Below are 14,251 nucleotides of genomic sequence, written 5' to 3' on the forward strand. Positions count from 1 at the left end.
ATAGAACATTAAACTAGAAAAAGAGTATGAAAAGAGAAATCGCTATGATTGCCTTCGTATTATTAGGCATGGGAATGACAGCTTCTGCACAATTCGGCAAGAAGATTAATTTAGGAAAAGCCTTACAAGCAGGTAAAGATGTAGTATCAGCCGTTACGTTATCTGATGCGGACATTGCTAATATGAGTAAGGAATATATGGCATGGATGGACACTCATAATCCATTGACAAAACCTGATACTGAATATGGCAAACGTCTGGAGAAACTGACGGGACATATCAAAGAAGTGGACGGACTGAAACTTAACTTTGGCGTATATGAAGTAATAGACGTAAACGCCTTTGCCTGCGGTGACGGTAGTGTACGTATCTGCGCCGGTCTGATGGATGTTATGACGGATGAAGAAGTAATGGCAGTGGTAGGTCATGAAATCGGTCATGTGGTTCACACAGATTCCAAAGATGCCATGAAGAATGCTTATCTCCGTTCAGCTGTGAAAAACGCGGCAGGTGCAGCCAACGACAAAGTAGCCAAACTGACAGACTCCGAACTGGGAGCCATGGCAGAAGCTCTTGCCGGTGCACAATTCTCACAAAAGCAAGAAAATGAAGCCGATGATTATGGTGTTGAATTCTGCGTAAAAAACGGCATCGACCCTTATGCAATGGCAAATGCCTTGAGTAAATTGGCAGAACTTGCAAAAGATGCTCCTAAAGCATCCTATGCACAAAGAATGTTCTCTTCACATCCGGACACTCAAAAACGCATTGAACGTACAAAAGCCAAAGCAGACAGCTACGCTAAGAAGTAAAGAGTTTATCTAATATATAAGGAAGAGTTCAAAACTTCCTGTTGATTTTTATTAAGGCACGGATTACACGGATTAACACAGTTCTTATTTAATTGAAACTGTGAAATCTGCGTAATCCGTGCCTCAATTATATTATTATGATTACACAAAAAAGACAACACGATTATTAAATTTTCATTAATATATTACACATATTTGCATAGTGTCCCGATTTCTTGTAATTTCGACCCTATAACCATTTAAATCCATTTATGGAATTTCTTATCATACTTTTCTTACTTATACTGAATGGCATTTTTGCCATGTATGAAATTGCGTTGGTATCATCCAGCAAAGCACGTCTTGAAACACTTGTCGCAAAAGGTAACAAATCAGCCCGAGGAGTTTTAAAACAATTGGAAGAACCGGAAAAGTTCTTGTCTACCATTCAGATTGGTATCACGCTGATCGGTATCGTATCCGGTGCGTATGGTGGTGTGGCTATTGCCGACGACCTCGTACCTTTCTTTTCTCTCATTCCGGGCGCAGAAGCATACGCACGCAACCTGGCAATGATTACTACTGTAGCAATCATCACCTATCTTTCTCTGATTATCGGAGAGCTGGTTCCTAAATCCATTGCTCTTAGTAATCCGGAACGGTACGCCACTTTGTTCAGCCCGGTCATGATTCTGCTGACGAAGGTTTCTTATCCTTTTGTGTGGTTGCTAAGCGTCTCTACCCGGTTACTGAACAAACTTATCGGTCTGAAAAGCGAAGAACGCCCCATGACACAGGAAGAAATCAAAATGATCCTGCACCAAAGTTCGGAGCAGGGTGTGATTGACAAAGAGGAAACGGAAATGATACGCGACGTATTCCGTTTCTCTGATAAACGCGCCAACGAACTGATGACACATCGCAGAGATCTTATTATCCTTCATCCCGATGATACACAGGAAAAGGTGATGAAGATTATTGAAGAAGAACATTACAGTAAATATCTATTGGTAGACGAACGGAAAGATGAGATTATCGGTGTGGTTTCCGTAAAGGATATTATCCTAATGGTAGGCAACAAAAAGGTGTTTAACCTGCGCGAAATTGCCCGTCCTCCCCTCTTTATTCCGGAAAGTTTGTATGCAAATAAAGTTTTAGAGCTATTTAAGAAGAACAAAAACAAGTTCGGAGTTGTTGTTAACGAGTATGGCAGCACAGAAGGCATTATCACACTGCACGACCTGACCGAAAGTATCTTCGGAGACATCCTTGAAGAGGATGAAATGGAAGAAGAAGAAATCGTCACTAGGCAGGATGGTTCAATGCTGGTGGAAGCTTCAATGAATATCGACGACTTCATGGAGGAAATGGGTATCCTATCCTACGAAGATCTGGAATCGGAAGACTTCACCACTCTGGGTGGATTGGCCATGTTCCTGATTGGTCGCATCCCGAAAGCAGGAGATATCTTCACCTACAAGAATCTGCAATTCGAAGTGGTGGACATGGACCGCGGACGAGTAGACAAACTGCTTGTCATCAAACGGGACGAGGAACAGGAATAGGATAGCAAAAAACGAGCAATAGCTCACTATAATTATATTAACTTAAAGCACTTAATGATGAAAAAAGTAATTATGTTAGCAGCAGTCGTAGCTGCTTTGGCATCATGCCAATCAAAAGCAAACAAAGCCGCAGAGGCACAAGCAGACAGTCTAGCTATTGCTATGACTCCGATTACCGAATTGACTGAAGTTTATGAAGGTACTCTTCCTGCTGCCGACGGTCCGGGTATTGACTATGTACTGACCTTAAATGCTGCAACTGACGGTGTAGATACAGTGTACACACTGGATATGACTTACCTCGACGCTGAAGGTCAAGGACAAAACAAGACTTTCACTTCGAAAGGAAAACAAGAGACTGTACACAAGGTTGTGAACAAAAAACCTGTTACTGCTGTTAAGTTAACTCCGAAAGATGGTGAAGCTCCGATGTATTTCGTGGTTGTTAACGACACCACTCTTCGTTTGGTGAACGATAGCTTGCAAGAAGCTGTCAGCAATTTGAATTATGACATCATCAAGGTAAAATAATAAATAAGCCTAACCCTAACCAGTAAAAAAAGCTCTGTATAGAACCTTCGTTCTTGCAGAGCTTTTCCTTTTTTACACTATCACCTATTCTAATCGGACTATTCACTTTATTAGTTCTACCGATACTTTGATATTACCGTATTCATAAGCCCGGAAATACTGTTATCCCAATACCCCGTGTCCTTCTTGCAGACGTTTCAGCCTCAACAAGGCTTCGATATAATAATAATCTGCATAAATAATAGAAGCATCTATCTCGGAATGAGCCGGCCAATGTCCTACGCTATGAAGCAGGAAGGACGGTTTGCTCTTGCCACTCCGATAACTGTCAGAGTTCAGGCTTGCCAGCATTTCAATAGCAGCATCTTTATAACGTTTTCCTGTTCCATTCGGGAGGTAAGTGGATAATTCAAGCAAAGCAGAGGCCACCACTGCCGCAGCAGAAGCGTCACGCGGAGCATCCGGTATTCCCGGTGCACTGAAATCCCAATAAGGAACCTTGTCTTCCGGCAAACGTTCGAGATAGACATCTGTCACTTTCTGCGCGAAATCAAGATACTTAGGATCTTTCGTTTCACGATAAACTACCGTGTATCCATAGATTGCCCATGCCTGACCACGCGCCCACATGGTACTGTCGGCATAACCTTGGTGCGTTACTCCTTTTATCAGATTACCTGTAATGGTGTCGTATACCGCTACATGGTAAGATGTATAGTCGGGACGGAACTGGCATTTCATCGTTTTATCGGCATGAGAAACGGCAATATCATATAAATAAGGATTTCCACCATTCTTCGCTGCCCAGAAAAGCATTTCGAGGTTAATCATGTTATCCATGATGGTATTGTGCGGCCAGTTGCGGGGTTCCACTTCACGAGGCCATGAAAGGATGGTTCCTACGATAGGATTGAACAGAGTAGCCAACGTATCGGCTGTATCAAGAATCACTTGTTTGTAAGCCGGATTCTTGGTCAGGCGGTAACCATTTCCGTAGCTACAGAACACGAGGAAGCCCAAATCATGGTCGAAAGCCGGAGTCTTGGAAAGGAATTCTAGTGAGTTCGTGAACTTCTCCGCTTCTTTCTGAATCTGTTTATCTTTCGTATATTCGTAATCATACCACAATACTCCGGGCCAGAAACCGGCACACCATTCTTCCTTCGTCGCTTTCCGACAATTCCAATGATGTTCGTCAGTCATGATATTACGTGGCATCATTGTATAGTCGATGCCGGAGTCTGTTTTCAGTTCCGCAAGCGTACGTTGTGTCTGCTCTGCACAATAGTCCAATGCCTTATTCACATCCAATGTACCGGACGGCTGATGAACACACGTACAGAAACCTAACATCACAGCCAAACCTACTACAATCTTTTTCATCTTAATCTGATATCTTCGAGTTAATTCTTAATCTTTATTTCTCTTTGTCAATTATTGATTGGTCAATTACTTATTCATCCGAAACCAATCGACATCTGCCCATCCCCGATTGCCTTCATTCGGAGTCACACAGAATAGTCCGACTTTGGCTCCAATCCATTTGCCCTGACGGGCTGTGAAAGACTCTCCTACTGTCGTATATTTCTTCCCGTCCAGACTATAAGCAAATGTACAAACGGCTCCTTTCCGAACCTTTACTTGCAAGTAAACTGTTTGCCATTCATTATCTGCTACTCCCGGCATCTTTAGATATTTTACCGGAATGTTTGCCAATTCTTTTATCTGTTCGGGATTTTGCTGTTCCGCGTCCTTACAAACTGCCTGTTGCAGAATAAACTGATCCCCCGCTTTGCGAATAGAAAGATAACTATAATCCCATCCCATCACAATAATTCCGGCTTGTTCTCCATCCTGCTTGGCAGTAAATGTCAGCTTGGTCGTAGCTGTAAACTCTTCAGCCGGGAACTTTTGCATCAACAGATTAGGAACTTCCCAGAAGTTCACAAACTCTTTCGAAAGGCTGCCTGCATAAAGACGGATAAATCCCAAATCGGTAGTAAACCCGTAAGTGTCTTTTTTATTGGCATGCCATTGCCATTGTAATCCCAAATGCCGGGTATTGAATTCGTCACTCTCCGGCGGAGTAGCGATCGGATAGGTCTTTCCCACATTCGGTTTCTTATAAGTCGTTACAGGTTCACCGCAACCGTCTTTATCCTTGTCCACTCCGATTACAGGCCAGTCATTTATCCACATCATCGGATTCAGATGAATCACACGTCCGTAAGCACCCTTATCTTGAAAATGGACGAACCAGGATTCTCCTGTGTTGGTGTCTACCCAACCACCCTGATGAGGTCCGTTTATCGTTGTCTTTCCTTGTGCCATCACGATTTTCGATTCGTAAGGGCCATAGATGTTCTTTGAGCGAAGTACCAATTGCCAACCGGTTGCTACCCCTCCTGCCGGAGCAAAAATATAATAGTATCCGTTGCGTTTATAGAGCTTCGGTCCTTCTACGGTATGATTCTTTCCATCATTTCCGTCGAACACCATCACCGGATCGGAAATAACTTCTGTTCCTTCTGGATTCAGTTCGCAAATGACGAGGATACTGTTCACCCCACTACGGCTTCCGGCATAAGCATGTATCAGATATACTTTCCCGTCTTCGTCCCACAAAGGAGTTGCATCAATCATTCCTTTCCCTGCTTTTACCAATACAGGTTTGCTCCATTTTCCTTTCGGGTCTTTGGTTTTAATCATATAGATTCCATAATCCGGATCCCCCCAGTAAATATAAAATTCTCCGTTATGAAAACGAATGGCCGGTGCCCATACGCCTTTACCATGCTGTGCCTTATCGAAGAAAGGTTCCGGCTCCTGAACCGGTAACGCATAGTTTACTAACGACCAATTAACCAAATCATTGGAATGAAGAATAGGAATTCCAGGAATACAATTAAAGCTGGATGCTGTCATATAGAAATCATCTCCGGCCGCACAGATATCCGGGTCTGAATAGTCAGCATGAAGAACCGGGTTCTGATAAGTTCCATTCCCCTTATCAGCCACCCAGGTCTTAGAAATTTCTTGTGCGCCTGCCAATGAACTGCAAGCCATCATTCCTGCTAAAAACAGAATCTTTTTACGCATATACCTTACTAATCAATTTCATTCAAAACTAGATTCGTTATTCCTAAAAACAGGTTCTTTCTACCTTATATAAAAACCAAGCACTTTTAAAACTGAATCCTATCTCTGATTTCAAAACAATCTATTTACTGACCTATTTACTTATATATACGAAAGGGATTAGGTAAATACCTAATCCCTTTCCAACTTTTTTCTATTTATCTAAGATTATTGTAAAACAATCATGCTATATTACCAACAGCTTTTTCTTTACTCTTTTGCAAACATCAGGGTTCCGAAACCTAATTGGTCATAACCGCCGCTATTAGGTCCATAATCACCTGCCCCACCATCGGAATTTCCGCGTGATGCATTTTCACGCATTTTATCAACCCACATCTTAGCATAGATGCTTGATTTACCATAATCCTGCGCCAAACGATTCACCAGCTCCCACGCAGGACGCACTTCACCACGTGAATCCTTTCCCTCTCTTCTTTCCTGTGCAGAAATGGTATCCCAGCTTCCACTACAATTTGTATAAGTAGTATAAGGCAGATCATTATCTGTATACCTGAAACCGGTCATCTTCCAACTGGCACTTGAACTACCGGTTTCAGCACCACCGATATTGTATTTAGCCACATACTCACACATAGCCAATGCACGTCCGTCATCAAAGATGAAAAGGTCTTCACCTACATTCTTTGCCATCTGACAGAAAGCACCCAGCAGACTGACACACAAGGTAGCATGTCCCTGGTCACGACCTGATTCCTGACATTGTCCCAGCATTTCATTACTATCCGGATCTAAATGTATGAAAGGAACGCCATTTCCTATATTTCCCGAACCAATACCAAATTTGAAATATTGGATAGCTTCATTGATTTTAAAGTTATCATCCGCCAAAATACCGATAGAAAGTAAAGCTGTCATCGCAGATAAATCCCAATTGAGCCAATAATGAAGCGCACATTCATTTCCATTGTGCGTAGACAGGAATTTTGTGATATGAGGATAAAAGACATCTGCAATCCATGCTTTAAACTTAATGAAATCAGCTTCCTGCCATCCTGAATAAGAACGCATAATCTCCGCTGCATTTGCTATTTGATGTACCTGAATAAAAATCAAGAACTCGTTCGGATCTATAAATTCACCTTTATCATTCACGATAAATCCTGTACATGTTTTAGCCCAGTCATTCAAAATAGCAACAGCAGCATCTGCATACTGTGCACCGTCAGTCTCCGACAATTTCCATCGAAGGGCCAATTGATAGGCTGCGGCAGCGTCCTTCATCAACTTCGTGTAGTTATTCCAGTCATTGGGATATTTGCCTGCCCAATTATTTTGATCGAGACGCGCCAATAATTTCACCGGAGAAGCCTTATAATTTGATTGTGACAAGCTATTCCCGCCACGACTTAAATGATCGAACGCATTTTTCCAAGGTTGCGCACCGGCTTGCACTTTTCCTTTTACAAACTCAAAATCCGTTTCTGTATGAAGCATACAAGGATGTTCCAAAGTCGTAACATAATCCTTCACTTCCGGCCAACTACTCATATCATTAGAGCCGTCTTCTATTTCGCTACATGCTAAAAGCGTGGTAGAAGTCAGGGCAAAAAGCCCTGCTCCTATTATTGTATATAATTTCATCTTATTCATGGTAGTTATTCGTTAGTATTGTTTTCACTATCTACAAAAGCTTGAAGTTCCTCTATGGATTTGAAAGAACGAATCCAGTAAAGATCATAAGTCTGAGCTGTTTCCGGGAAATCAGCAATTACAAACTTACATTGCGACAAATCAAAGACCTGATTCCAATCTGTAGGAGTCACTGTTTTATATCTTGCCTGCAAATCATAATACAACACATTAGGTTTTGTAATTGATATTTCACTTGTACCCAAAATGGCATACCTGTTATTTGCATCTCCAGCCGTACCCCAATATTCAGGACCAATTTTCTTAATGCCATCATCAAAAACTTCAAGTTTGATACAGCCCTGACTATTATTTCCAACATGTAATTGAGACTTAAATCCAATTTTAACAGCAAGATATCTATATTCAGCAGGAGTTATATTAACAACTTTTCCCTTACCGCTTCTCGCAAGCCATAAATCACCACGATACTTAACCTTACTATCAGGTCCACCCATCTGAACAGTGGTCTTATTTCCGTCAGATGAAACGACAGACGCATTGTTGCCATCCAAATACCAATTATTATCCAGTCCGTTACCCAAACCATTACCTAATGAATACCAGAAACGTCCATCGGCAACTGTGACAGTTACATTTTGTACAACAGGGCCATAAGAAGCTGTTATCACAGCAGAAGCGGCCTTAGTAGTATGTACTTTCAATTTACCAGTCTTATCCACACTAATCACCTCCGGATTATCACTCGTCCAAGTCAGCAGCGAAGCAGTAGCATCTACCGGTTCCAATGTGTACTTAACCTGATATTCCTGTCCATATCCCAATTGATTAAGTTCCGCATCTTCAGTAAACGTCATTCCGGTAATTGGAGTTACTATCTTAACCCCTATCTCGCAACTTGCAGACACCGGATTCGAACTGAAATCATCAGCCGTCACTATAATAATCGCATCCCCTTTGCTGATTCCGGTCACCAAACCTGTCTTTTCATCCACCGTAGCTACTTCCGGGTTACTACTTGTCCATTTATAACGCTTGAACGTAGTAGTTGCCGGTTCTGAAGAAACAGTTAATTGATATTCATCGCCTGCCGCAATCTCTTCTGCCGGAACATTAGTTATATTGATGGCTGACATATAGGTATATTCGTCCATAACTTCAACTGTTCTAGTGACGATCGTAGCCTCCGGACCGAAACCGATTTCCGGCGTTAATGTAATAATAGCTTTTCCTGCTTTATCCTTAGTCACGACCTTACCTTCCCGTGTAACAGCAACAATAGATTCATCCGACGAAGTCCATTGCACATTAGCATTGGTTGCATTTTCAGGTGCAATACTCCAAGAGAGTTGCAGTTCTTTGTTCTTCAGCAGACAAATTGTTTTATTCCCTGCATCATATTGAGTTTCGTTAAGAGTAATGGTGGATACTGTAATCATTTCGTCCATCTTTCCTCCTAAATCCTTATCATCATCACATGAAGTCAGACCTAAAAACGAACAAGCCGCCAGTCCAACAAAATATTTTATATAATCTCTTTTCATGATTCTTATTCTTTAAGTTATTCAGACTTGATTATTGCCATCCCGGATTCTGTCCTAAGTTCGGATTCAACTGACACTGATCTACCGGAAGCGGATACAGGTCATTTTTACCACCCCAGCGCCGACTATTTTCCAAGATCAAACAGCCATCGGAGTCTTTTGCCATATTAGAAGCGCCAGCCCATGAAGTCGCAAAATCAGTTCCTGTCCATTTCACTCCTAGAATAGGTTTAGGCATCTCTACAATAGCAGTATTCCAACGCTTCAAATCATCAACTCGGAAACCTTCATTGTACAATTCGATGGTACGTTCACGACGGATTTCCTCTCGCATATTCAAACTGTTTTCTGAAGCAAAAGACGTAGTCAGTTTAGGCATATCCGGGTTTACACGGAGACGAACCAAATTCAACGAGATATTCAAAGCATCATCCAAAGCTTTGCCGGTGGTTCCCAACTCATACATAGCTTCTGCATAATTCAATAAAACTTCTGCATAACGAATAATCGGAAAGTCGTAACCTTCAAATGTATCAGCCACCTTACGTTCCGTACCCCATTTTTGGTTTTGATAACCGGAACCTTGGAATACATTACATGTAATGGCATTGGTCGCATCTTCCCCATCCATACCTTTCCAGTCAATACGCGGTTTGTCGTTATCCCAATATTTAGTGCCATGAGCCAGAAGACAGTTCTTCATGCGATTATCACGATTTTCAAATTCCGTAGTCAGACCTCCATAACCTTTAAAGACATCAGCACTCTTGGCATGGTCAATAGGTAGCCCATTGCTACAAAGATACATATTCACAAATTTACGATTAATATATTGCACGTTCGCTACACAACCATGTGTGATATTAGTCCCGATCGGAGCAATCGTTTCATCATGACGACGATAGAATATATATTCTTTATTGGCACTCTTAGTCAGATTCGCAGGATTAGACTGTACATTCTCTAAAATGAACAGGTATTTATAAGCCATCTCTCCCAATGCTGCTGGTTTGAATAGCTCGAATTGCTTACTGTCGATAACTTTTTTCGCCGCATCCGCTGCAATACTCAACAATGCTTTGCCACGTTCTTCATTATTGCGGTTTTGTTGCCATGTGCCTTCATATAAAGCGACACGTGAAAGGAATGCATAAGCTCCCCATTTTGAAATACGCCCTTCATCGTCTGTCGTAATTGTTTCCGGCAATACTTCAGCCGCATCCTTCAAATCCTGAATCACGAAGTCAATCACTTCGCTACGGTCATTGCAGCTCATGCGTAACTCGGGTGAAGTAATATCCAACGGTTCTTTAGTGATAATCACATTGCCAAACAATTGCACCAAATCAAAATAAGAATAAGCACGGAAGAACTTCGCTTCTGCTACATAGCGACTAATATCACCGTTACCGGAAAAAGACGCCGCTTTTTGCAGCAACAAATTGCAACGGCGGATATGGGCATAATTGCTGGTATAGTTACCGTCTGAAGTAGGAATCGGATTACTACCATTGCTGTACATATTTACAGAACTGGAAGTCATCAAGTCCGAACGCCAGTCAGAATGTGCACCATCAGAAATAACAGACTTGAAATCACGGGTCCAACCATAGAAATTAGTTGCAAAATATTTAAAATCATCTGCTGCCCCCCATAAGTTGCCATCTGCCAGTTGGTCCTGCGGATCAAGATCCAGACACGAATTCAGTGTCAGACCAAGCGATAAAATTAAAAAAGCTTTCTTATATAGTTTCATATTCTTCATACATTAAAAAGTTAGATTTAATCCGAAAGTCACTGTACGGACAAAGGGGAAACGTCCTGCTGCTGATACCTTACGGCTAGCCTCCGGATCCCATCCGTCGTTAATTTTAGAATATTCCCAAAGATCAGCACCTGCTACATATACACGACAAGAACTAATTGCTTTCGTTTTAGCTAAAAAGGCAGAAGGTACATTGTATCCCAATGTCACATTTTTCAGACGAATGTAAGAACCATCTTCCACTGACCAGGAAGAAGCCTGATAGTTGTAGTCATTGATTTCATTCTTATTACTATATGTCGGATAATAAGCACCCCGGTTCTCCGGACTCCACGTGTTACCTACCGATTGATTCGAAGTGTTCAGATATAATGCTTTCATCGGTATACGCCAAATCTCATTACCGTTATTATCTCCCGTACGGAAGATTGTACGTTGAGCAGCACCCTGGAAAACCAATGATAAATCAAATCCCTTCCATTCTGCTCCTACATTAAAAGAGAAAGAGATTTTCGGATCATCTGTACCTAAATAAACAATATCATTCTGATCCAGTTTGCCGTCATTATTTACGTCAGCATACATATTATCTCCCAAACGGAAGTTTTGTTCTGTCAATCCGATAGTATTACCAGTCAGGAAGCGATATAGATATTTTTGACGTTCTTCTTCTGTCTGTGCTTTGCCGGCATAACGCAAACCAAAAATACTATTCAACGGATAACCTTGCTGTTTATCAACAAAACCGGATTTCAGAACTGAAACTGCACCAATATCCGTCAGTTTATTCGTATTAAAAGAATAAGTACCTCCTACATGATAAGTGAAGTCTTTTCCAATCTTATCAGACCAGTTTACCATGACTTCCCATCCATGTGATCTGAATTTTCCATTGTTTGACATACCTGCGTTATCACCCAGAACTCCCGGATAAGAAACATTAATCAACATATTATCATTACGTTTCATGTATACTTCGGCAGTACCTGTCAGACGGGAATCGAACAAGGAAAAATCCAATCCTAAATTATAGTTCTTAATGCGTTCCCATTCACGTCCCAGAGAAGCGATTTTACCATTCGTATCTATGATAGTGCCTTTGTTAGGACCGATATAAGCTCCGCTTTGAGATTCAAATTTATAGAATTGTGTACCATCATATCGATCAATACCACTCTGGTTACCAACTTCACCATAAGAAAGACGGATTTTCAAATCGTTCAACCATTTGATGTTCTTCATAAACGCCTCTTCCGTAATACGCCATCCACCGGATATTCCATAAAAGAAGTCCCAGCGATTTTCCGGTTTAAACTTGGAAGAACCATCATAACGCATATTTACTTCCAATAAGTATTTTGACTTATAATTATAGTTTAAACGAGAATAGTAGGACATCACAGCCTCATGCCACTTTGTACCATGTTTATCTGTCAGATTTACCAAACCTGCCCCATTTACAGTTTCCAACGAGTTCTGTATATCTTTCACCGATACACCAAAATAATCGTATTCTTTCAATTCATATTGAGCACCAACCATTGCACTTACATTATGATGCTGCGCAAATGTATTATGATAATCAACATAACCTGCCATAGAATAGAAGTCTGTACGCGAACTTGTTTTCTCGTAAGACGACTCTTCCTGTTTGTAACCGTCAGCCTTAGTGTTTATCTTGGTTCCCGCATAATTATAAGAAGTAATAGCCATCTTCTTTATATCACGTGAAGCTACTCCGGAGTTATAACCGAGATTTGCTACTACATCCAGATGTTTATTAATATTGTAAGTGAATTTCTCACTGATATTAATTTCAGATACTTTCAGTTTATTATCTCCACCCAGTTCGGCAAACCAAATCGGTGACAACCAAGTTCCCCACGAATAAGGTTTTCCATCAATCGTAGAAGCCGGAAGTCCCGGTTGCGGATAACTGGAAGTCAATGTTCTATTCAGTTGTGAAGGAGCCACCTGATCCTGACGGTTATAGGCTATCACAGATTCAATAGAAAAGTTATCAAAGACTTTCAGTTTATTAGTCAAACGAAGATTGAAACGCTGATTGTTATTATTTCCCCACTTCAAGTTACTGTCATCATACATATACCCTACGGACAAGCGATATAAATTCTTTTCTGTACCTCCGGAAACAGCTAAGTCATGTTGCGTAGAATAAGAATTGCCGAACAACACGTCTTGCCAGTTGGTATCCATGAACACGAAATCCATTACATCTGAATAGCTGGGAGCAAAAGGATTTGCACTGTGATCCAAATCAATGTATTTACCTTCATTAGCCAATGCCATTTTCGCATATTTCACCCATGAGTAAGAATCCGGCTGACCATCGTTCTGACAAGTCTGTAACACTGCATTTGCCCACTCGTTCATAGTCATCAGCTTCGGCTGCAATCCCACCATCTTGTAAGTGTATGAACCGCTATATTCTATTCTCGCTTTTCCTTCCTTTGCCTGCTTAGTGGTTACCAATACCACACCACCTGCAGCCCGGGAACCATAAATAGCAGCCGATGCATCTTTCAGAAAATTGATAGACTGAATATCAGAAGGGTTGATATTACGCAGTGCATTTACACCATCATAAGCAACTCCGTCAATAACGATCAATGGCTCCGCATTATTTGCAGAAACAGAACCACGCAATTTCAAGCCCCAGCTCTCATCTCCCGGAGCTGCCGAATTGCGAGTGATCGTAACACCCGGAACCTGACCTTGCATTGCCTGTAACGGACTTGACATCGTTCCTTTATTCTTCAACATTTTATCAGATACCACTGTTACAGCACCAGTCAATGTCTCCTTCTTTTGTGAACCGTATCCCACTACCACAACTTCGTCCAATACTTCGCTATCTTCCTGCAATTTTACATTTATCACAGTTTGTGCAGCCACATCTATAATTTGATCCTTATAACCAATATAGCTGAATTTCAACTTAGCTCCAGCAGGTACACCAATCGTATAATTTCCGTCAATATCCGTAATAGTTCCTTCTGTTCCTCCTATTACAGTAATATTCACACCAATCAATGGTTCGCCTGTTGCATCAACGACTTGACCTTTCACTTTCTTTTGAGCCTGTGCCACTACTTGACTATCTTTCATGTTTGTATCGGCCCACGCCTTTGAAACAGGACAAAGTCCCAGCATTAATCCTAACGCAAACACCGCTGTTTTGTTAGGTCGCGAATTAAATATTAATCCTCTTCGTTTCATAAAATTAAATTTGAGGTTTAAAAATAGTATTAAATTTTTGTTCTCTAAAATAAGGTGAGGCAT

At 41.3% G+C, this 14,251-nt stretch carries 9 protein-coding genes; 3 read left to right on the top strand and 6 right to left on the bottom strand.

Annotated elements, in window-relative coordinates:
• Window positions 1-26: 26 nt before the first annotated feature.
• From KFO40_RS07355 to KFO40_RS07365, 3 genes are all read left to right on the top strand, one after another.
• Window positions 27-812, top strand: coding sequence for a M48 family metallopeptidase (locus KFO40_RS07355; RefSeq protein WP_004296962.1), 786 nt, complete (start codon window positions 27-29; stop codon window positions 810-812).
• Window positions 813-1,063: 251 nt separating this feature from the next.
• Window positions 1,064-2,356: a hemolysin family protein gene (locus KFO40_RS07360; RefSeq protein WP_009040928.1), complete on the top strand. Its 1,293-nt coding sequence runs from the start codon at window positions 1,064-1,066 to the stop codon at window positions 2,354-2,356.
• A gap of 57 nt (window positions 2,357-2,413) precedes the next feature.
• Window positions 2,414-2,887 carry a copper resistance protein NlpE N-terminal domain-containing protein gene (locus KFO40_RS07365; RefSeq protein WP_009040929.1) on the top strand — a complete coding sequence of 158 codons (474 nt, stop codon included), beginning with the start codon at window positions 2,414-2,416 and terminating at the stop codon, window positions 2,885-2,887.
• Window positions 2,888-3,049: 162 nt separating this feature from the next.
• Here KFO40_RS07365 and KFO40_RS07370 read toward each other — a convergent pair whose 3' ends face one another.
• The 6 genes from KFO40_RS07370 to KFO40_RS07395 all read right to left on the bottom strand — a co-directional run bounded on the left by KFO40_RS07370 (window position 3,050) and on the right by KFO40_RS07395 (window position 14,251).
• Window positions 3,050-4,270, bottom strand: a complete 1,221-nt coding sequence (locus KFO40_RS07370) for a glycoside hydrolase family 88 protein (RefSeq protein ID WP_195564661.1) — start codon at window positions 4,268-4,270, stop codon at window positions 3,050-3,052.
• Between the two features lie 66 nt (window positions 4,271-4,336).
• Window positions 4,337-5,986 (bottom strand): glycoside hydrolase 43 family protein, encoded by a 1,650-nt coding sequence (locus KFO40_RS07375; RefSeq protein WP_008021666.1) that lies wholly within the window; start codon window positions 5,984-5,986, stop codon window positions 4,337-4,339.
• 249 nt (window positions 5,987-6,235) lie between these two features.
• Window positions 6,236-7,639: an alginate lyase family protein gene (locus tag KFO40_RS07380; protein WP_004316018.1), complete on the bottom strand. Its 1,404-nt coding sequence runs from the start codon at window positions 7,637-7,639 to the stop codon at window positions 6,236-6,238.
• Window positions 7,640-7,644: 5 nt separating this feature from the next.
• Window positions 7,645-9,183, bottom strand: a complete 1,539-nt coding sequence (locus KFO40_RS07385; RefSeq protein WP_008021663.1) for an Ig-like domain-containing protein — start codon at window positions 9,181-9,183, stop codon at window positions 7,645-7,647.
• 31 nt (window positions 9,184-9,214) lie between these two features.
• Window positions 9,215-10,948: a RagB/SusD family nutrient uptake outer membrane protein gene (locus KFO40_RS07390; protein WP_211146222.1), complete on the bottom strand. Its 1,734-nt coding sequence runs from the start codon at window positions 10,946-10,948 to the stop codon at window positions 9,215-9,217.
• 3 nt (window positions 10,949-10,951) lie between these two features.
• Window positions 10,952-14,251 carry a SusC/RagA family TonB-linked outer membrane protein gene (locus KFO40_RS07395; RefSeq protein ID WP_151934499.1) on the bottom strand — a complete coding sequence of 1,100 codons (3,300 nt, stop codon included), beginning with the start codon at window positions 14,249-14,251 and terminating at the stop codon, window positions 10,952-10,954.

This window comes from Bacteroides sp. 1001302B_160321_D4 (genome assembly GCF_015667765.1).
Classification (GTDB): domain Bacteria; phylum Bacteroidota; class Bacteroidia; order Bacteroidales; family Bacteroidaceae; genus Bacteroides; species Bacteroides xylanisolvens.

What these genes read in the sequence shown, in the direction of transcription:
- KFO40_RS07370 (WP_195564661.1), bottom strand. Translation starts at nt 4,270, where the DNA reads ATGAAAAAGATTGTAGTAGGTTTGGCTGTGATGTTAGGTTTCTGTACG.
- KFO40_RS07360 (WP_009040928.1), top strand. Translation starts at nt 1,064, where the DNA reads ATGGAATTTCTTATCATACTTTTCTTACTTATACTGAATGGCATTTTT.
- KFO40_RS07395 (WP_151934499.1), bottom strand. Translation starts at nt 14,251, where the DNA reads ATGCCTCACCTTATTTTAGAGAACAAAAATTTAATACTATTTTTAAAC.
- KFO40_RS07375 (WP_008021666.1), bottom strand. Translation starts at nt 5,986, where the DNA reads ATGCGTAAAAAGATTCTGTTTTTAGCAGGAATGATGGCTTGCAGTTCA.
- KFO40_RS07390 (WP_211146222.1), bottom strand. Translation starts at nt 10,948, where the DNA reads ATGAAGAATATGAAACTATATAAGAAAGCTTTTTTAATTTTATCGCTT.
- KFO40_RS07385 (WP_008021663.1), bottom strand. Translation starts at nt 9,183, where the DNA reads ATGAAAAGAGATTATATAAAATATTTTGTTGGACTGGCGGCTTGTTCG.
- KFO40_RS07380 (WP_004316018.1), bottom strand. Translation starts at nt 7,639, where the DNA reads ATGAATAAGATGAAATTATATACAATAATAGGAGCAGGGCTTTTTGCC.
- KFO40_RS07365 (WP_009040929.1), top strand. Translation starts at nt 2,414, where the DNA reads ATGAAAAAAGTAATTATGTTAGCAGCAGTCGTAGCTGCTTTGGCATCA.
- KFO40_RS07355 (WP_004296962.1), top strand. Translation starts at nt 27, where the DNA reads ATGAAAAGAGAAATCGCTATGATTGCCTTCGTATTATTAGGCATGGGA.